At 38.8% G+C, this 18468-nt stretch carries 18 protein-coding genes; 4 read left to right on the top strand and 14 right to left on the bottom strand.

The genetic code is table 11. The features are described 5' to 3' along the window. The first annotated feature begins 700 nt into the window (after window positions 1-700). From R2R28_RS11015 to R2R28_RS11000, 4 genes are all read left to right on the top strand, one after another. Window positions 701-1798: a slipin family protein gene (locus R2R28_RS11015; RefSeq protein ID WP_316825727.1), complete on the top strand. Its 1098-nt coding sequence runs from the start codon at window positions 701-703 to the stop codon at window positions 1796-1798. 62 nt (window positions 1799-1860) lie between these two features. Beyond that, entirely contained in the window at window positions 1861-2622 is a 762-nt protein-coding gene (locus tag R2R28_RS11010) for a nucleotidyltransferase domain-containing protein (protein ID WP_316825726.1), read from the top strand. Continuing rightward, complete coding sequence (locus tag R2R28_RS11005; protein WP_316825725.1) at window positions 2612-3679, top strand: DNA polymerase beta superfamily protein; 1068 nt, start codon at window positions 2612-2614, stop codon at window positions 3677-3679. The genes R2R28_RS11010 and R2R28_RS11005 overlap by 11 nt, the downstream gene beginning before the upstream one ends. 4 nt (window positions 3680-3683) lie before the next feature. Continuing rightward, window positions 3684-5108 carry an RtcB family protein gene (locus tag R2R28_RS11000; protein ID WP_316825724.1) on the top strand — a complete coding sequence of 475 codons (1425 nt, stop codon included), beginning with the start codon at window positions 3684-3686 and terminating at the stop codon, window positions 5106-5108. Between the two features lie 184 nt (window positions 5109-5292). On the opposite strand, the gene R2R28_RS10995 is transcribed toward R2R28_RS11000, so the two are convergent. The 14 genes from R2R28_RS10995 to R2R28_RS10930 form a co-directional block, all read right to left on the bottom strand. Beyond that, a complete protein-coding gene (locus R2R28_RS10995) occupies window positions 5293-6546 on the bottom strand; it encodes a pyridoxal phosphate-dependent aminotransferase (protein WP_316825723.1) in 1254 nt (417 codons plus the stop codon). 1 nt (window position 6547) lies between these two features. Next, the gene (gene argH / locus R2R28_RS10990; protein WP_316825722.1) at window positions 6548-7879 is read right to left on the bottom strand and encodes an argininosuccinate lyase; all 1332 of its coding nucleotides are present in this window, start codon (window positions 7877-7879) and stop codon (window positions 6548-6550) included. A gap of 161 nt (window positions 7880-8040) precedes the next feature. Continuing rightward, window positions 8041-9105, bottom strand: a complete 1065-nt coding sequence (locus R2R28_RS10985) for a M20 family metallo-hydrolase (RefSeq protein WP_316825721.1) — start codon at window positions 9103-9105, stop codon at window positions 8041-8043. 131 nt (window positions 9106-9236) lie between these two features. After that, window positions 9237-10046 carry a pyrroline-5-carboxylate reductase gene (gene proC / locus R2R28_RS10980; RefSeq protein WP_316825720.1) on the bottom strand — a complete coding sequence of 270 codons (810 nt, stop codon included), beginning with the start codon at window positions 10044-10046 and terminating at the stop codon, window positions 9237-9239. A 301-nt stretch (window positions 10047-10347) separates the two neighbouring features. Then, a complete protein-coding gene (gene argB, locus R2R28_RS10975; protein ID WP_316825719.1) occupies window positions 10348-11178 on the bottom strand; it encodes an acetylglutamate kinase in 831 nt (276 codons plus the stop codon). Window positions 11179-11288: 110 nt separating this feature from the next. Then, window positions 11289-12263 carry an acetylornithine carbamoyltransferase gene (locus R2R28_RS10970; RefSeq protein WP_316825718.1) on the bottom strand — a complete coding sequence of 325 codons (975 nt, stop codon included), beginning with the start codon at window positions 12261-12263 and terminating at the stop codon, window positions 11289-11291. A 30-nt stretch (window positions 12264-12293) separates the two neighbouring features. Beyond that, a complete protein-coding gene (locus R2R28_RS10965; protein WP_316825717.1) occupies window positions 12294-12668 on the bottom strand; it encodes a four helix bundle protein in 375 nt (124 codons plus the stop codon). A gap of 4 nt (window positions 12669-12672) precedes the next feature. Next, window positions 12673-13821, bottom strand: a complete 1149-nt coding sequence (locus R2R28_RS10960; RefSeq protein ID WP_316825716.1) for an aspartate aminotransferase family protein — start codon at window positions 13819-13821, stop codon at window positions 12673-12675. A 101-nt stretch (window positions 13822-13922) separates the two neighbouring features. Further along, entirely contained in the window at window positions 13923-14225 is a 303-nt protein-coding gene (locus R2R28_RS10955) for a four helix bundle protein (protein WP_316825715.1), read from the bottom strand. 40 nt (window positions 14226-14265) lie between these two features. Next, complete coding sequence (argC, locus tag R2R28_RS10950; protein ID WP_316825714.1) at window positions 14266-15249, bottom strand: N-acetyl-gamma-glutamyl-phosphate reductase; 984 nt, start codon at window positions 15247-15249, stop codon at window positions 14266-14268. 2 nt (window positions 15250-15251) lie between these two features. Further along, window positions 15252-15722 carry a GNAT family N-acetyltransferase gene (locus R2R28_RS10945; RefSeq protein ID WP_316825713.1) on the bottom strand — a complete coding sequence of 157 codons (471 nt, stop codon included), beginning with the start codon at window positions 15720-15722 and terminating at the stop codon, window positions 15252-15254. After that, window positions 15715-16065, bottom strand: a complete 351-nt coding sequence (locus R2R28_RS10940; protein WP_316825712.1) for a cupin domain-containing protein — start codon at window positions 16063-16065, stop codon at window positions 15715-15717. The genes R2R28_RS10945 and R2R28_RS10940 overlap by 8 nt, the downstream gene beginning before the upstream one ends. Window positions 16066-16150: 85 nt before the next feature. After that, window positions 16151-17341 carry an argininosuccinate synthase gene (gene argG, locus R2R28_RS10935; protein WP_316825711.1) on the bottom strand — a complete coding sequence of 397 codons (1191 nt, stop codon included), beginning with the start codon at window positions 17339-17341 and terminating at the stop codon, window positions 16151-16153. A gap of 1 nt (window position 17342) precedes the next feature. Then, window positions 17343-18041 (bottom strand): GNAT family N-acetyltransferase, encoded by a 699-nt coding sequence (locus tag R2R28_RS10930; RefSeq protein ID WP_316825710.1) that lies wholly within the window; start codon window positions 18039-18041, stop codon window positions 17343-17345. Window positions 18042-18468: the final 427 nt, after the last annotated feature.

Genomic DNA, 18468 nt, shown 5'->3' with positions numbered 1-18468 from the left:
CTCAGCTAAGCTGTTCTGGTTTTTCTGGTTCAGTAAGAAGCCCCTGTTCCCGGTAGGTGGAACAGGGTAACGTTAATGCAGATCAGATTAATATAAAGAAATTCCGATGAATAATCGGGATGGCAATACTAAATAAAACTTATCCAATGTTGTGGGTTTCGGAATAGCCCCAAAGTATTCGGGCACATTGCGTAGAATATACTGATAACGATTATGATAGATTGTCTAAACACGTTGTGTGTCGTGGGTTCGAATCCCACTTCCGAGCAATCGGAATAATTCAGGGGTAGAATAACAACCACCAAAATGCAGGTTCGAATCCTGCTTCCAACTCAAAACTGGAATCGCATAAGGGTAATGCAATGGATTAGGGTTCCATCTAGAAAGAAGGGCAACTTTTCAAACCGCCCACAAAAACCAGCGTTGCGCAACTGCATTTGGCTTAAAGATTTTTCGGAATCCAAAAGCAAATCTGTGTTTGCTCAGCAAGAATCAGTGCAGCAGGAAAAGATTTAAAAATCAAATGGGTTATCGAAAAGGTAAAATACTCCAAGGATTATAAAACCGGTAAGAAAATCCCATCTCATTTTTAAACAAAGCCTGATAAACTTTTACTTCCGCAGAAAACAGGTAAATGTTCTTACGCAACGCTTTTAAAAGATTAAATAACAATATAAATAAATCTTAACATCAAAAAAACATGAAAAGAGTAACGATTAACAGCAATTATGTTGGATTGGTGTTTAAAAAAGGAAAATTAAAAAACGTTTTAACTGCAGGAAATTACTGGTTAGGCTTCGGCGAAAGCATCACTTTGTACGATATGGCAAAAGAGTACTATTACACGGTTGCCGAATTGGACATCTTGCTTGAAAATACAGATTTTTCAGACCTGATTCACTTGGTAAGTGTTGCCGATAATGAATTGGCTTTAGTTTATCAAAACAAAAACTTCAAATCCATTTTAACCGCCGGCAGACATGCCATCTGGAAAGGTTTGTCTACATATAACTTTGTTAAAGTTGATATCAGTAATATCAATATTGACGAAACAATTGATAAAAACTTATTGGAGAAAGCGCCATTATTGAATTACATCAGGGCTTATAAAGTAGAATCGTTCGAAAAAGCCTTGCTATTTATCGATGGTAAATTTGAAAACGTATTGGACGCAGGAAACTATGTTTACTGGAAAAACAGCACTACTATTCAAGTTTTAAAAACCGATATGAGACAATTGAATATGGAGATTATCGGACAGGAGATCTTAACTAAAGATAAAGCGCAATTGAGGGTAAACTTCAGCATCCAGTACAAAGTTGATGACATCATCAAAGCATTATTGGAGAACAAAGAATTTGAAAAGCAATTGTACATCACCATGCAATTGGCATTAAGAGAAAGTATTGGCTTAATGACTTTTGACGAATTGATGGAAAGTAAAGAAAAAGTTGCTGAAATGGTAATGGCCATCACCCTGGATAAGGTTGAAAACCTGGGCGTAAAATTAACGAACTGTGGTGTTAAAGACATCGTTTTACCTGGTGATGTTAAGGAAATTATGAACCAGGTTTTAGTTGCCGAAAAACGAGCACAGGCCAATATCATTACCCGAAGAGAAGAAACAGCCTCGACCAGAAGTTTGCTGAACACCGCAAAATTGATGGAAGATAACAGCATGTTATATAAGTTGAAAGAGATGGAATACTTAGAGAAAATCGCGGAGAAAATCAACAACATCAGCTTATCGGGCAGCGGACAAATTGTTGATCAATTGAAACAGATCTTCGTAAAATAAATTAAATTTATAAACTCCCCGGTTACGTGCATGTTGCCAGCCGGGGATTAATAAAAAATAAAATGAAAACCACCATCATAAATAAACTTGCAGAAATAGAAAAAGCAAATGATATCAAAATATTATTTGCCTGCGAATCAGGAAGCCGTGGATGGGAATTTCCGTCACCGGATAGCGATTTCGATGTGCGTTTTATCTATGTGCGTCCACTTAATTATTACCTTTCCGTTTCGGAGAAAGACGATCATTTGGGTTTTCCAATCAATGACGAGTTAGATATATACGGTTGGGATATAAAAAAGGTACTTAAATTAATTCGTAAATCGAATACTACTCCTTTCGAATGGCTACAATCGCCTATTGTTTATAGAGAACAGGCTCATTTCAGGGATGAATTATGGACATTATGCCAATCTTATTTCTACAGGAAAACGAATGCGAACCATTACCTGGGAATAGCACATGGTGCATTGGAAACCGTAACAAATGGCAACGAAATCAAAATCAAAAAGCTTTTTTATGTACTTCGTTCGTTACTTTCAGCAAAATGGTGCTTAGAAAAAAATACAATCGCACCAATGACCATCGGTCCGCTTTTAACCCTAATGCCAATGCAGCTTCAAACATTGGTAAAGGATTTAATCACATTAAAATTAAGTTCTGCCGAAGGTTTTATAATCAATATAAACACAGAATTGCGTGGATACATTGATAAAGAATTTAAAAGCTGTACTGAAGAGGCTAAAAATCTGCAAAAAGAAAGTTTCGGTACAGAAATGCTCGATGCCTTTTTTAGAAATACAATAAACCGTTATGACGATTAAAGATTTAAAGGATCAGAACCTGCTCTTATTTGAATGTTTAAGTGGTAGCAAGGCTTACGGGCTGGATACGCCGCAATCAGACACTGATATTAAAGGGATATATTATATGCCAAAAAAAATGTTTTTTGGACTGAAGTATATTCCACAAATCAGCAATGAAAGTAACGATGAAGTATATTATGAAATTGGCCGTTTTGTTGAATTACTGATCAAGAATAACCCCAACATTGTAGAAATTTTAGCAACACCTGAGGATTCTATCCTGTACAAGCATCCCATAATGAATAAGCTAAATATCGACATGATTTTGTCGAAACTATGCAAAGATACTTTTGGTGGATATGCCTTAACCCAGATCAGAAAAGCAAAAGGTTTAAATAAGAAAATTTTAAACCCAATGCCAAAGAGAAGGAAAACGATACTTGATTTTTGTTTCATTACGGTTAATTATTCATCGGTAAAAGCTAAAAGCTGGCTCACAAAAAATGGCATTTCGCAGGTAGATTGTGGATTGGCAAAAATCCCGAACACTAAAAATCTCTATGCATTATTTTATGATAAAGAAAAGAAATTTAACCTTAAAGGGATCGCCAATAAAGAAAATGCTAACGAAGTTTCCCTATCTGCTATACCTGCCGGGGAAAAAGAAATTGCCTATTTGTTTTTCAATCAGGATAGTTACTCATCCTACTGCAAAGAGCATAACGAATACTGGGAATGGGTAGAAAAAAGAAATGAAGTACGATATACGGTAAACAAAAGCCATGGTAAAGATCATGATGCAAAAAACATGATGCACACCATTAGGCTTTTGCAAGTGGCACTTGAAATTGTACGAGATGGAAAACTTAATGTAAAACGACAGAACAGAGATGAGCTGTTAGCTATAAAAGAAGGTGAATTTGAATACGATGAAATATTAAAAATGGCAGAAGAACTGATGATACAAATAGAAAAAGAAACGGTAAAAAGCAAGCTTCAGGAAAAACCTGATGCAGCGCTAATTGAATCTTTACTTGTAGAAATGAGAGCAGAACTTTATGCCGACAAAAAATAAAACAATGAACAACAACATAACAGGTAATAACCTGATCGAAATAGGTTATTCCGAAGGAAAAATAGTAGGCCTGGCTTTAGATATCTTGAAAGAAAATTTCACAGATATCGAAGAAAAAGAATTATTAGCCTTATTTAAAAAAGTAATAGAATATCCGGAAAGTTTTTTGGATGACGAAGTACTGAGCGTGCTGGCAACTACTCTGATTGAGAAAGCCAAGCCAAAACAAGATGAAACCATTGAATTGATTAACAATGCGAAAGAATATTCCATTTTTGGTGCTGATTATATTGAAGAAGGGGCCAGAAACCAAATGGATATTGCCATGAAATTACCGGTTTCGGTAGCTGGGGCATTAATGCCTGATGCGCACCAAGGTTATGGCTTGCCAATTGGAGGTGTTTTGGCTACCCGAAATGCCATTATTCCTTATGGGGTAGGTGTTGATATCGGTTGCCGAATGGCCTTGAGTATTTTCGATATTCCTGAAAAACATTATTTCGGAAAAGATGCAATGTATAAACGCGAGTTAATTGCTTTTACCAAATTTGGCGCAGGTCAAAACTTTAAAGGTAATGAAAGAGCCGATCACGAAGTTTTAGAAGACGAAGCCTTTAACTCCACGCCCTTTCTTAAAAACTTACATGGAAAGGCGTGGGCACAATTGGGTACTTCGGGTGGCGGTAACCACTTTGTAGAATGGGGAATTATCGATTTTGCTGAACGCGATGAGATTTTGAGTATCGATAAAGGACGTTATGTGGCCTTGTTAACACATTCCGGTTCGCGTGGCTTTGGAGCTACTGTAGCAGATTATTATACCAAACTGGCCAAAGAGATTTGTAAACTCCCTAAAGAGGCGGCAAATCTTGCTTATTTAGACTTAAATTCTGAGGAAGGACAAGCATATTGGATCGCGATGAATTTAGCCGGCGATTACGCTTCGGCTTGCCATGAAGTGATTCATAAAAGGTTAACCAAAGCCATTGGCGCTAAAGTTTTGGCCAAAGTAGAAAATCACCATAATTTTGCCTGGAAAGAAATGTTCGAAGGTGAAGAAGTAATCGTGCACCGAAAAGGCGCCACACCAGCGGGTAAAGGTGTAATGGGTATTATCCCGGGAAGTATGACGGCTCCAGGGTTTTTAGTGAGGGGTAAAGGTGAGGCAAGTGCCATCAATTCAGCATCGCATGGTGCAGGTAGACAAATGAGCCGTTCGAAAGCTTTTCAATCGATTACTAAATCGGATATGAAAGCCATTTTAAAAGACCATAATGTAACTTTAATTGGTGCAGGTTTAGATGAAGCGCCAATGGCCTATAAAGACATTAACAAAGTAATGGCCGCACAAACAGAACTGGTTGACGTAGTGGCTAAATTTGAACCAAAAATGGTGAGAATGGCTGATGATGGAAGCAGGGAGGATTAGTTTGAAGTCTTGAGTCAGAAATAGAATCCTATAGAAAAATCGTCATCTCGACTGAAGCGCAGCGAAATGGAGAGATCTATAATAGATTTCTCGACTGCGCTGCACTCCGCTCGAAATGACGATCAAATCCAGAAAAAACCCTCTTCAAAATTAATTGAAGAGGGTTTCTTATATATTTATAATTTTATTTCAGTTTACTCAATGCTGTTTTAATCCTTGGCAACATATCTTTAATATCCTGCAAAGTACAAGCCCCAACCGAAGCCCTGAACCAAGGCATGCTATCTTCGTTTCCGAAAGCAGAGAAAGGTACCAGCGCAGCCCCAGCTTCTTTAATCAGGTAGAAATTTACATCTGCACTGTCTTTTAAAACCTGACCATCTTCAGTCGTTTTTCCGATATAGTCGATTTTAATGGTTAAATAAATGGCCCCCATTGGCTCTACGGCATCAACATTAAAACCTTCTGCTTTTAATTCGTTAAAACCATTGTAAAGCGCATTCAAACTATCCTGGATTTGACCTTTAAAGCTGGTTAAGAAAGTATCAACCTGTGTTTTATCGTTAAAATAATTAGACATGGCAACTTGCTCGGCTTTTGGTGCCCAGGCACCCATGTGGCCAACCAAAGCTTTCATCCTGTTGATAATATCTTCAGGCCCGAAACCCCAGCCTACACGCACGCCTGTTGCAGCTAAACATTTAGAACTACCATCAACAAAAACGGTAAATGGTCTCATCTCAGGTCTTAGAGAAACCGGATTTACGTGTTCTTTACCAAAAGTTAAAAGCGAATAAATCTGATCGTACATCATGTACAATGGTTTTTCATCTGCACCACGAGAAGCATTTTCTTCTAAAACGGCATCACAGATTTCAGCCAGTGAATCGGCATCGAACATCGTTCCGGTTGGATTTAATGGCGAACATAAGGCCAATAAAGTTGCCCCTTTTAAATGAGGCTTCAATTGTGCAGCTGTTGGCATAAAATTATGCGCAGCATCTGTTTCTACAGCAATGGTTTTAGCTGAGGTTAAGTGAGAATAGTGGTTATTGTTCCATGATGGAGCAGGGAAAACCACAGTATCACCCGGATCGATCAAAGCCAGGTAAGTAGCATAAATCAACGGACGTGAGCCACCAGAAACCAAAATACTATTGGTGTTGTATTCTAACCCGAACCTATCTTTCAATAATTCTGAAACGGTTTCGCGCAATGGCAAAACACCATCTGCAGGCGGGTAATTGGTTTGATTGGCATTGTACGCATCCACAATCCCTGCTTTTAATTCAGTTGGGATCGGGTAAATATTTGCATCAAAATCACCTATGGTTAAGTTGGCGATTGAAGCACCTTTGCGCTTCATTTCGTTAACCTCGTTACCGATTTTTATAATTTCTGAGCCAATTAATGAACTGGCCAATACTGAAACTTTCATATTATGCTATTAAATCTTCTATTGCTTTATTCACTTTTCCGAAGCCAAACTGCGACAGCACATTTTGCATTGCTTCACTAATCTGTTCATTGCAAAGGTTGCCAATGCTTCCTTCGTGTGTATGATGTATCTGGCCAGATGGGGCAAAAGTACCATTTTCTATCTGTTCGCCAACAATTTTATAAGCCTCTCTAAACGGAACACCTTGTAAAGCCAGATCGTTTACTACTTCAACGCTAAACAGGTAATCATATTTTTTATCCTTCAAAATATCATCCTTAATGGTGATGTTCTGGAACATAAAAGTGGCAATTTCCAAACATTCGTTTAAAGAAGTGATTGCCGGGAATAGATTCTCTTTTAACAATTGTAAATCGCGGTGATAACCTGATGGCAAATTGGTAATCATCATGGCAATTTCGTTCGGCAAAGCCTGGATTTTATTACAACGTGAACGGATCAATTCGAAAACATCCGGATTTTTCTTATGCGGCATAATGCTCGAACCGGTGGTAAGCTCTGGCGGAAAACTGATAAAACCAAAATTCTGGTTAATGAATAAACAAATATCCATTGCCATTTTGGCCAAAGTTGCCGCCACAGCGCTCATGGCCTGAGCCAAAATCCTTTCGGTTTTACCACGGCCCATCTGGGCATAAACCACATTATAGTTTAAACTTTCAAAGCCCAATAATTCGGTTGTTAAAGTCCGGTTTAAAGGAAATGATGAACCATAACCCGCAGCAGAACCCAGTGGATTTTTATTGGTAATTTTCCATGCGGCAAGCATCAGTTCCATATCATCGGCAAGGCTTTCGGCATAAGCACCAAACCATAAACCAAATGATGATGGCATGGCAATTTGCAAATGTGTATAACCTGGAACCAATTTATCTTTATGCGTATTGCTTAATTCAATTAACTGGTTAAACAGGGTCGAAGTTTGGTGAACCATATCCTCGATACAGGCCCTAAAAAATAGTTTTAAATCGACTAAAACCTGGTCGTTACGCGACCTACCGCTATGTATTTTTTTACCAGCCTCGCCAATGCGCTGGGTAAGTAACCACTCTACCTGCGAGTGTACATCCTCTACGGTATCTTCGATAATGAAATCCCCGGCTTCAATTTCAGTATAAATATTTTTAAGTTCCTGCTGAACCGTTTTTAATTCGTCAGCGGTTAGCAGGTTAATGGTTTCTAGCATATGGGTATGTGCCAGAGAGCCCAAAACATCAAATTTTGCCATTTGGAGATCCAGTTCGCGGTCTTTACCTACCGTAAAACTTTCTACAAACTGATTAACATCTATATTTTTTTGCCAGATTTTCATTATAGTCTTTATTTTTTAACGGCAATGAAGCTTGCTACGCAGGTTTCATATTTTATCTTCGTCATTGCGAGGCACGAAGCAATCCTCTTTTTATCAACTTTAATATGTCATTTGCGAATTTCCTCTGCATTGAGATTGCTTTGTGCCTCGCAATGACGGAATTATTGTATAACAGGTTTCAACATATTTACATATCCTTCAACACCTTCGGCTACTTCACGAACGTACAAAAACTCATCAGCCATGTGCGAGCGGCCAGAAAAACCTGGTCCACATTTTACAGACGGAATATCCAACAAAGCCTGATCTGAGGTTGTTGGCGAGCCATAAGTAGTTTTTCCCAATGCCACACCGGCCTGAACTACAGGGTGGTTTTTATCGATTGATGAAGGTTTTAAACGGATAGAACGCGGGGTCACATCGCAATCAACATTTGCGCGGATAATTTCCAGAACCTCTTCGTTGGTGTAGGCATCAGTTACGCGTACATCAACCGTAAATGTACAATTTGCAGGGACAACGTTGTGCTGAGAACCTGCATTGATAATGGTTACCGTCATTTTTAACGGGCCAAAAACATCTGATACTTTAGGAAACTGATAATTTCTGAACCATTCGATATCTTTTAAAGCTTTGTAAATGGCATTTTCTCCTTCTTCTCGGGCGGCATGACCAGCTTTGCCGTGAGATACACAATCCAATACCAACAAACCACGTTCGGCAATGGCCAAATTCATTTCTGTAGGTTCGCCTACAATTCCGAATTCTAGTTCGCCTAAATCAGGCAGAACGAGTTCTAAGCCATTATTACCCGAAATTTCTTCTTCAGCAGTTGCAGCCAGGCAGATATTATATTTTAAGTTTTCCTGCTCGTAATAATACAAGAATGTACCAATTAGCGAAACCAAGCAACCACCGGCATCATTACTGCCTAAACCAAATAATTTGTCGCCTTCAATTGCGGCATCGTAAGGATCGCGGGTATAACCAGAATTTGGCTTCACCGTATCATGATGCGAGTTTAAAAGCAATGTAGGTTTATTTGCATCAAAATGTTTGTTGTAAGCCCAAATGTTGTTCATTTTACGCTGGGTCTTAATCCCTCTCTCTTCCAAAAACTGCGCAATTAAATTCGCCGTCCGGTCTTCTTCTTTACTGAAAGACTGGATACGGATTAACTGTCGCAATAAATCCAGACTTTCTTTTTGTATATTTTCTAGTAACATAGTATCAAGTAGTTGATAACGAGTATCAAGTAGTTAGTATCAAGTAGCAAGATAAGTTTTATCTCTAACCTGTTACCTTTAATTTTCGGTTAGGCACATCATCCATCTTACCTTAACCATTTTGTATCCATTTAACCTTCTTTAGTATACAGATTCCCAGCTTTTAAGGCCGAAAGTTTAATCCCTTTTATCAATGATGAGCTAAAACCGTTGTGCTCCATTTCGTTTAAACCGGCAATGGTACAACCTTTCGGCGAAGTTACCTTATCTATTTCTGATTCCGGGTGTGTACCATGTATTAAAAGTAAATCGGCTGCTCCTTTTGCCGTCTGTACTGCCATTTTTAAAGCTTCATCAGCATGAAAACCAATTTCTACGCCACCCTGCGATGCGGCCCTGATTGCCCTTAAGAAAAACGCAATACCACAAGCACAAAGCGCTGTTGCAGAAGTCATTAAATCTTCATTTATTTTCACTACAGAACCAACCGTTTCGAACATTTTGGTCACATCGGCAATATTTTCGGCAGAAGCATTATCACTGGCCATACAAGTCATCGATTGTCCGATGGCAATTGCCGTATTTGGCATTACGCGGATAACTTCAACATCATCACCCAATTTTTCTCTAACCGCAGCACAGCTTACACCAGAAATTACCGAAATAACCAAATGTTTAGCTGGAACAATCGATGTTTGAATTTCATCCAAAACGGTATTTAATTGCTGGGGTAAAACCGCCAAAATCACCACATCAGCCTCAACTACAGCTTGTTTATTATTATTACTGACCTTAAAACCTGCCTCGGCATACGCTTTTAAATGATCGGTATTTCTACGGGTAAGGGTAATGTCGGCAGCTTGGGCAAAGTCGGCTTTCACCAAACCTTTTGCTAAAGATAAACCGATATTTCCGCTACCGATTATGGCTATTTTTTTCATGATTACTATTTTTCCTGCGGGTTGATTACACAGATGATTTAATTACACATATTTTTATTGAAAAGCAATTTCAGTAATCCTATTGATGTTCAGTCCTGCTATCCGTTACAAGTCCCGATGAAAAATCGGGCGCTTTTCACTACGATCAGGTTTAGCTTGCAAAAGCAGTAGTTGATCGGTCTATTTTCCAAACCAGTGCAAAATTCTTTGTGTGCTTCGTGTCTTGATGGTTAAATTGTTTGTACGATGAGTTGATGCAACTTGCTATACCCTCCGCCTTCAACCTTTCTACCCTCCTCCTTTACTTCAGCATTTTGGTTCCGAAAGTTCCTTCTGCAAGTTCATTCAGTTCATCAGCTTTGCCAATATATACTGCTGAAACGCCTTTTTTAATGGCTTCGAAAGCATTGTGGAGTTTAGGGATCATTCCACCCTGTACCGTTCCATCTGCTTTTAAACCTTCAAATTCACCTGCTTTAATTTCTTTTACAACAGATGCGTCATCGTTTACATCTTTTAATACGCCTTTTTTCTCAAAGCAATATACCAAACGTGTTTCATATAAAGATGACATGGCCACAGCAACTGAAGAAGCAATGGTATCGGCGTTGGTATTTAAAAGTTGCGAATTTCCATCGTGTGTAATGGCGCATAGTACCGGAACCAGGCCAGCTTTCAATAAACTATCTAAAGTAGCTGATGATACCGAGTTTTCATCCAGATCGCCAACAAAGCCGTAATCAATTACCGCTCCAGCCATCGGACCAGCCTCCGGGCCATATGTTTTGGTACTTACCGGTCGCTTTTTTGCTTTGATCACATTTCCGTCTGCACCACTTAAACCAATGGCGTTACTACCTTTGGCCTGTAATTGGGCAACCATATTTTTATTGATTAGTCCGGCATAAACCATGGTAACAATCCGCAGTGTTTCGATATCGGTTATGCGCCGGCCTTCAACCAATTTCGCCTCAATACCTAACGATTCGCCTAATTCGGTTGCAATTTTACCGCCACCGTGTACCAGAATTTTATCTCCGGGCAATGCTGTAAAATCCAATAAAAACTGATGCAGGTTTTCGGAATTATCGATTACGTTTCCACCGATTTTTATGATAGTGAGTTGTTTCATATTGCTAGCATGTCCGTCATTGCGAGGCACGAAGCAATCTTACAACTATGGGTGGGCATTTTCTACCGCATTAAGATTGCTTCGTGCCTCGCAATGACGAGTTTATTTTTTTATTTCAATTCTTCCAGTATCGCTTTAATCACCGCTTGTGCAGCCCATAAACGGTTTCCGGCTTCATGGATTACCAATGAGTTTGGTCCGTCCAAAATTTCCGATGATAATTCTAAATCACGGCGTACCGGCAAACAGTGCATCACTTTAGCATCATTGGTAAACTTCAATTTTTCATTATTCATCATCCATCCATCTGGATAAGTCAATACCTTTCCGTACTCTTTGTAACTGCTCCAGTTTTTCACATACACATAATCCGCGCCGGCCAAAGCTTCTTCTAAATGATATTGAATATCGGCATTTGGCGTAAAATCTTCCGAAAGTTCATAACCCTCGGGCTGAGCAATCGTAAAATCGATCATTCCTTCGGCCTGTGCTTTACACATCCACTCTGCAAAAGAATTGGGTACCGCTTGCGGCAATGCCTTTACATGGGGTGCCCAGGCTAAAACCACTTTTGGTTTGCGCCCGTCGGGTTTCTTTGTCCAGGTTTCGTGGATGGTAATGATATCGGCAAAACTTTGCAATGGATGGCGTGTCGCACTTTCTAAACTCACCACAGGAACAGCACAGTATTTTACAAATTTATTGAAGAAATCTTCGCTGTAATCCTCTTCACGGTTATTCAGTTTCGGAAAAGAACGTAGGCCTAAAATATCGCAATACTGGCCCATTACGGCAGCTGCTTCACGGATATGTTCAACCGTTGAGCCGTTCATCACCACGCCATCCTGCGTTTCTAAAGCCCAGCCTTCTTTATCCATATTCATCACCATTACATTCATACCTAAATTTAAGGCCGCTTTTTGCGTACTTAACCGGGTACGTAAACTCGGATTCATAAAAACCAAACCTAAGGTTTTGTTCTTGCCTAAATCCTGGTGTGCATAAGGATTTGCTTTTAACGCAAGTGCATCATTTACAAATTGTTTGATGCTTGGAACATCGTGTACGGAAGTGAAAAGTTTCATACTTAAGGTATAAGGTTTGAGGTGTAGGGTTTAAGGTTTTTTCCCTCCACTTGCTCTTAAAAATTTCAAAAAAGAAATTAGCATTGCCCTAACTTCATTAATTGCTTGGTTAACTTCTAAATATTCTTTTTCGCTTATGTATTCCAATTCTGAGGCACATAAGCAACAATAATCTATTTCATTGGTTGAGCCTAACGCAGTATCTAAAAAATGGGCGAAGTCCTTATCAGTAAATCTCCCACATCCTTCAACAATATTTAAAGGAATAGATAATGCTGCTCTGGTGAGTTGAGACGTTAATTCAAACCTTTCTTCTTTTGGAAATTTAACAGCAATATCCTTCTTAATAAGCATATTTAATTCATGTGCCTTTTTCCAAACATCAAGCTTTTTATAGTCTCTCATCACCCTAAACCTTATGCCCTACACCTTTTACCGCTTTTTCAAAAGCAGCTAAAAACTCATCAGCGTGTGCTTTTGTTAAATTTAAGGCTGGCAACAAACGGATTACGTTAGGTTTAGCCTCACCGGTAAAAATATGGTGTGTAAACAATAACTCTTTTTTAACATGAGCCAGTTCTGCTGGTAATTCGATGCCGATCATTAATCCACGACCACGAACTTCTACCACCTGCTCAATTTTTTTCAGTTCTTCAATCAGGTAGTTACCCACCTCTTCGGCGTTTTTCATCAGGTTGTCTTTTTCCATCACCTCTAAAACTGCTAAAGCAGCAGCGCAGGCCAAATGGTTACCGCCAAAAGTGGTTCCCAACTCGCCATGCCAAGGTTTAAATTTAGGTGCAATGGAAATTCCTGCTACCGGGAATCCGTTCCCCATTCCTTTTGCCATGGTATACACATCGGCTTCAACACCAGCATAATCGTGCGAGTAAAACGAACCTGTACGTCCGTAGCCACACTGTACGCTATCAGCGATATAAACTGCATTATATTCATCACAAAGTGAACGGATTTTTTGCAGAAAACTTTTAGAAGCCTCTTTAATACCACCAACACCCTGAATACCTTCGATAATTACGGCTGAAATATCATTGCCCTGCGCTTTAAAAGTTTCTTCTAAAGCAACTTCATTATTAAAAGGCAAAAAGATTACATTTTCGGTCTGGTTAACCGGTGCCACAATTTTGGGATTATCGGTTACAGCTACTGCTAATGAGGTACGTCCGTGGAAAGCACCGGTAAAGGCTATTACTTTCTTTCTTCCATTATAAAATGAAGCCAGTTTTAAAGCATTTTCGTTTGCTTCGGCTCCAGAATTACATAAAAACAGTTGAAAATCTTTTTTACCGGATACCTCGCCCAATTTTTCAGCCAACTGAACCTGTAAAGGAATTTTAACCGAGTTAGAGTAAAACCCAACTTTATTTAGCTGGTTGGTTAAGCGGTTTACATAATGCGGATGGGTATGACCAATAGAAATTACGGCATGACCACCATATAAATCTAAATATTGTTGATCGTTAGCATCCCAAACATTGCTGCCTGCTGCTTTGGTAATTTCTATATCGTTAAGTGGGTAAACGTCGAATAGTTGCATATTTTTGTGGTATAAGGTTTGAGGTGTAAGGTTTAAGGTTTTCCCCGTCCACTTCTCAAAAATTTAAAAAAAGAAATTAGCATCGCTCTAACTTCGTTAAGTTATTGGTTCACTTTTAAATAATCATCTTCACATATATACTTTAATTCAGAAGCACATAAGCAACAATAATCTATCTCGTTGGCAGAACCTAAAGCATTATCAAGAAAATGTGCAAAATCTTTATCTGTAAATCTTCCACATCCTTCAACAATATTCAAAGGAATGGATAAGGAAGCCCGGGTAAGTTGCGAGGTTAACTCAAATCGTTCTTCTTTTGGAAATTGAGTAGCAATGTTCTTTTTGATGAACATATTCAACTCATGTGCCTTTTTCCAAACGTCAAGTTTTTTGTAATCTCTCATGTTTTACCTTACGCCTTAAACCTTACGCCCTTTACCTTAATTAGAAATTTGCTGCCTTTAACCTAAGCCCCGCTGTTTCTTCCAAGCCAAACATTAAGTTCATGTTCTGAACCGCTTGTCCACTGGCGCCTTTTAGCAGGTTATCGATAATGCTGATGATAAATAATTTACCGCCATGTTTTTCTATATGAACCAGCGCTTTATTGGTATTTACCACCTGTTTTAAATCGATGTTTTTCTGACTAACATGTGTAAAAGGATGTGCACTATAATATTCTTCGTAAAGGTTTTGCGCCTCTTCCAAAGTTAAATCACTTTCCAGGTACATTGCTGCTAAAATACCCCGGGTAAATGCACCGCGCTGTGGAATAAAATTTAAAATTTCAGAAAGAGAGGGTTGTAATTGCAACAAACTCTCACTAATCTCATTCAGATGCTGGTGCTCAAAGGCCTTATAAATAGAAAGGTTATTATTTCTCCAGCTGAAGTGCGAAGTGGTTGATAAACTCTGTCCAGCACCGGTTGAACCGGTAGTTGCATTGATGTGAACTTCTTTTTTGATCAAACCTTTTGCTGCCAGGGGTAATAAACCCAGTTGAATGCAGGTTGCAAAACAACCCGGGTTGGCAATGTTTTTAGCCGTTTTAATCTTATCGCGGTTCAATTCGGGCAATCCGTAAACAAATTCTCGTTTTTCGAATGTCGATTTTTCATGCAGCCTGAAATCCTGAGATAAATCGATGATTTTAATATTTTCGTTGACCGGATTGGCGGCTAAAAACTTTTTGGCATCGCCATGACCGATACATAGAAAAAGTACATCAATATCCTGTGGAATATCGCTTACAAATTTTAAATCGGTATCGCCAATCAAATCAGTATGTACATCAGAAATCAGGTTTCCGGCGTTACTGGTACTATTTACAAAAGCAATTTCAACATTTGGGTGGTTAACGAGGATACGTAACATTTCGCCTCCTGTGTAACCTGCCCCACCGATTATTCCTGCTTTAATTTTATTCATCTCTATGAGTTTAGTGCTATTTTATAAAGAAAAAATTCTTCGTCAGTTCCCTGCTTTACAAAACCGATACTTTCGTACAAATGCTGCGCAGTAAAATTGTCGATAGCGGTTTCTAATTGTACAAATGTAGATCCATTGGTTTTAGCAAAATCCATGGCGGTTTTTATCAATTTTTCGCCTATGCCCTGCTTGCGGTAATCTTCAGCAACATATAAATCGTTCAGAATCCAGTTTTTACTTAGCCTTACTGAAGAATATTTAGGGTATAACTGTGTAAAACCTACGGGTTGCTGACTATCATCATCAATGGCCGCAAAAATGACAGATTCGTTGTGCTGTAAACGTTCATTGATAAAAGCACTGGCCATCCCGATATCCGAAAACTGGTTATAAAATATACGATACTGGTTAAACAGGCCAACCGCCAGGTGGGCTTCTGTTAATCTTATTTGTTTAATCGTTATATTATTCACAATCGGTTCTATCGTTCTGGGTTGATGGATAGGAGAAAAGTATAAACTCTAAATCCCCAATGCCATTGTTCATAATTTTATGTTTATCACCAGCTTTAATCTGTAAACCTTTGCTGGCATCAACTGTAAATGTTTCACCTTCAATTAAAAATGTGGCCTGACCTTTCAGTATAAAGAAAAATTGTTCTGCATAAGCATGAAAATGTAATTTCTCAGCAGTTTGGGCAGGCATTAATTCTTGTTTAATCGCTGCATCAGGCTTGCCTACAAAATTCCATCCATCACAGTTATCGCCCCATTTATAATGGCTTAAACAATTATCTTTTGAAAGGATTTCGCTCATTTTAAGTATCAAGTATTTAGTATCGAGTATCGAGAGAGGACAAAAACTTCCATTTCACCTCTTCCATCATACATTTTACATAAAACTAGGCTTCCTCACCATTCACCTTGTGCCAGATCATTACCTGGTTACCGAATATTTTAGAGAAACCTTTAACATCTTCTCCGCTCCAGGCATTGTTCATTTCGCCGTAGCTACCAAATTTATTGCTCATTAAATCGTGGTTTGATTCAATTCCGATAATCTGGAAACGGTATGGCAACAATTCTACAAATACTTTACCGCTCACAAATTTTTGGGTATCGGCTAAAAATGCTTCGATATTCCGCATAATCGGATCGTGGAACTGACCTTCGTGCAACCAGTTACCATAGAAAGATGATAATTGTTCTTTCCAGCTGAGCTGCCATTTGGTTAAGGTATGTTTTTCTAAAGTATGGTGTGCTTTAATGATGATAATTGGAGCAGCAGCTTCGAAACCTACACGGCCTTTAATGCCAATGATGGTATCGCCAACATGGATATCTCTACCAATACCATAAGGTTGTGCAATGGCCTGTAATTTCTGGATTGCCCTTACCGGATCTAGTTTTTCGCCATCAATGGCAACCAACTCTCCTTTTTCGAAAGTTAATGCTATTTTACGTGCTGCTGTTTCAGTAACTTGTGTTGGCCATGCACTTTCAGGCAAGGTTTCGTGAGAAGTTAAAGTCTCTTTTCCACCTACCGAAGTTCCCCATAAGCCCTTATTGATGGAATATCTTGCTTTTTCGGCGCTATATTCAACACCATGCTGTGCCAAATATTCTATCTCTGCTTCGCGTGATAATTTTAAATCCCTGATGGGGGTGATGATCTCTACTCCCGGGATCAGGATGTTAAAAATCATATCGAAACGCACCTGATCGTTACCTGCACCGGTACTACCATGCGCTACATAATCAGCACCGATTTTTTTAACATAATTGGCAATAGCCGTTGCCTGACTAACGCGTTCTGCACTAACCGATAATGGATAGGTTGCATTTTTTAATACGTTACCAAAAACCAGGTATTTAATACAACCTTCGTAATAACTTTTCGTTTCATCTACCACAGCATGCGATTTTACGCCCAAAGCATAAGCTCTTTTCTCAATTTCCTGCAACTCTTCGTCAGAGAAACCACCGGTATTTACAATTACCGAGTGAACTTCCAATCCGCGATCCTGTGCCAGGTAAATACAACAAAATGAGGTATCTAAGCCTCCGCTAAATGCTAAAACAACTTTTTTCATGCTATTTAAATAAAAGGGTAAATAAAAATAAAAGGGCTTTTAAGCCAGATTTTGGCTTTGGTTTAACAACTAAACGCTGTTTAATGCGCATAAAACGCTCGTATAGTTTGGGTTTTTTCTGCAATTCTTCGGCAAACTTCTTCGCTGCATCGTGTTTTTGCGTAGCCGGATCGTATAACATGGCAGTGCACATGCAGTTTTTACGTTCCTTCATTTTCAAAATTTCGAAGTTTACACAGCTTTGGCAGCCTTTCCAGAATTCTTCATCCTGGGTAAGTTCTGAGTAGGTAACCGGTTCGTAGCCGAGATCAGAATTGATTTTCATAACGGCCAAACCAGTGGTTAAACCAAAAATCTTGGCTTTTGGATACAATGTTCTCGAAAGTTCGAAAACCTTTTCCTTAATGGCGTGTGCCAAACCTGCTTTCCTAAATTTGGGAGAAACAATTAAGCCTGAATTGGCCACAAACTGTCCATGGCTCCAGGTTTCGATATAGCAGAAACCAGCCCATGTGCCATCCTTATGAAAAGCAATTACCGCTTTACCTTCGATCATCTTGCCTGCAACATATTCTGGCGAACGTTTGGCTATACCAGTACCACGTGCTTTAGCAGATTCGGCCATCTCGGTTACAATTTCTTCTGCAAATACACGATGTTCAGGAAGTGCAACCTGCACTATAAATTCGTTAATATCCATTCGTTTTCTAACGAAAAATTATAAGTATTCTTGTTAATTGGGTTTTTAGAGAGGATCAATTCCTCGTTACGTTTAGTTTGAGTACTAAATACGTGGAGTGAAATTTTGCCGGCTTGTGGGGTAATAAAACACGGGTTGGAAATGATTAATAAACAAACCTTTCCCTAACACCAATTGTGCAGTGGAAACAGAAAGTTTATGTAAAAATTGTTTAATCATTTCTTGCGTATTAAAACGGCTTTAACTCTATTGAGGTGCAAAGGTTTAAATAAAAATCGAGTTACACAATAATATCTCGTTTTTTTTATGTTAAGCTTTCATTTTTTTAAACTAATCTGACTTAACTGTACATTAGGGCAGACTTTATTACTTTCATAAATTTTCACTCTTTTATCAATTTTCGATCATTATCTTTAGCTGTGTTAAT

The sequence above is a fragment of the Pedobacter miscanthi genome (assembly GCF_032678605.1).
GTDB lineage: Bacteria > Bacteroidota > Bacteroidia > Sphingobacteriales > Sphingobacteriaceae > Pedobacter > Pedobacter miscanthi_A.
This window is presented reverse-complemented; position numbering and strand designations above follow the sequence as displayed.

Excerpts from the sequence above, each read along its gene's own strand:
- R2R28_RS11015 (WP_316825727.1), top strand. The coding sequence starts at position 701 with ATGAAAAGAGTAACGATTAACAGCAATTATGTTGGATTGGTGTTTAAA.
- R2R28_RS11010 (WP_316825726.1), top strand. The coding sequence starts at position 1,861 with ATGAAAACCACCATCATAAATAAACTTGCAGAAATAGAAAAAGCAAAT.
- R2R28_RS11005 (WP_316825725.1), top strand. The coding sequence starts at position 2,612 with ATGACGATTAAAGATTTAAAGGATCAGAACCTGCTCTTATTTGAATGT.
- R2R28_RS11000 (WP_316825724.1), top strand. The coding sequence starts at position 3,684 with ATGAACAACAACATAACAGGTAATAACCTGATCGAAATAGGTTATTCC.
- R2R28_RS10995 (WP_316825723.1), bottom strand. The coding sequence starts at position 6,546 with ATGAAAGTTTCAGTATTGGCCAGTTCATTAATTGGCTCAGAAATTATA.
- argH (WP_316825722.1), bottom strand. The coding sequence starts at position 7,879 with ATGAAAATCTGGCAAAAAAATATAGATGTTAATCAGTTTGTAGAAAGT.
- R2R28_RS10985 (WP_316825721.1), bottom strand. The coding sequence starts at position 9,105 with ATGTTACTAGAAAATATACAAAAAGAAAGTCTGGATTTATTGCGACAG.
- proC (WP_316825720.1), bottom strand. The coding sequence starts at position 10,046 with ATGAAAAAAATAGCCATAATCGGTAGCGGAAATATCGGTTTATCTTTA.
- argB (WP_316825719.1), bottom strand. The coding sequence starts at position 11,178 with ATGAAACAACTCACTATCATAAAAATCGGTGGAAACGTAATCGATAAT.
- R2R28_RS10970 (WP_316825718.1), bottom strand. The coding sequence starts at position 12,263 with ATGAAACTTTTCACTTCCGTACACGATGTTCCAAGCATCAAACAATTT.
- R2R28_RS10965 (WP_316825717.1), bottom strand. The coding sequence starts at position 12,668 with ATGAGAGACTATAAAAAGCTTGATGTTTGGAAAAAGGCACATGAATTA.
- R2R28_RS10960 (WP_316825716.1), bottom strand. The coding sequence starts at position 13,821 with ATGCAACTATTCGACGTTTACCCACTTAACGATATAGAAATTACCAAA.
- R2R28_RS10955 (WP_316825715.1), bottom strand. The coding sequence starts at position 14,225 with ATGAGAGATTACAAAAAACTTGACGTTTGGAAAAAGGCACATGAGTTG.
- argC (WP_316825714.1), bottom strand. The coding sequence starts at position 15,249 with ATGAATAAAATTAAAGCAGGAATAATCGGTGGGGCAGGTTACACAGGA.
- R2R28_RS10940 (WP_316825712.1), bottom strand. The coding sequence starts at position 16,065 with ATGAGCGAAATCCTTTCAAAAGATAATTGTTTAAGCCATTATAAATGG.
- argG (WP_316825711.1), bottom strand. The coding sequence starts at position 17,341 with ATGAAAAAAGTTGTTTTAGCATTTAGCGGAGGCTTAGATACCTCATTT.
- R2R28_RS10930 (WP_316825710.1), bottom strand. The coding sequence starts at position 18,041 with ATGGATATTAACGAATTTATAGTGCAGGTTGCACTTCCTGAACATCGT.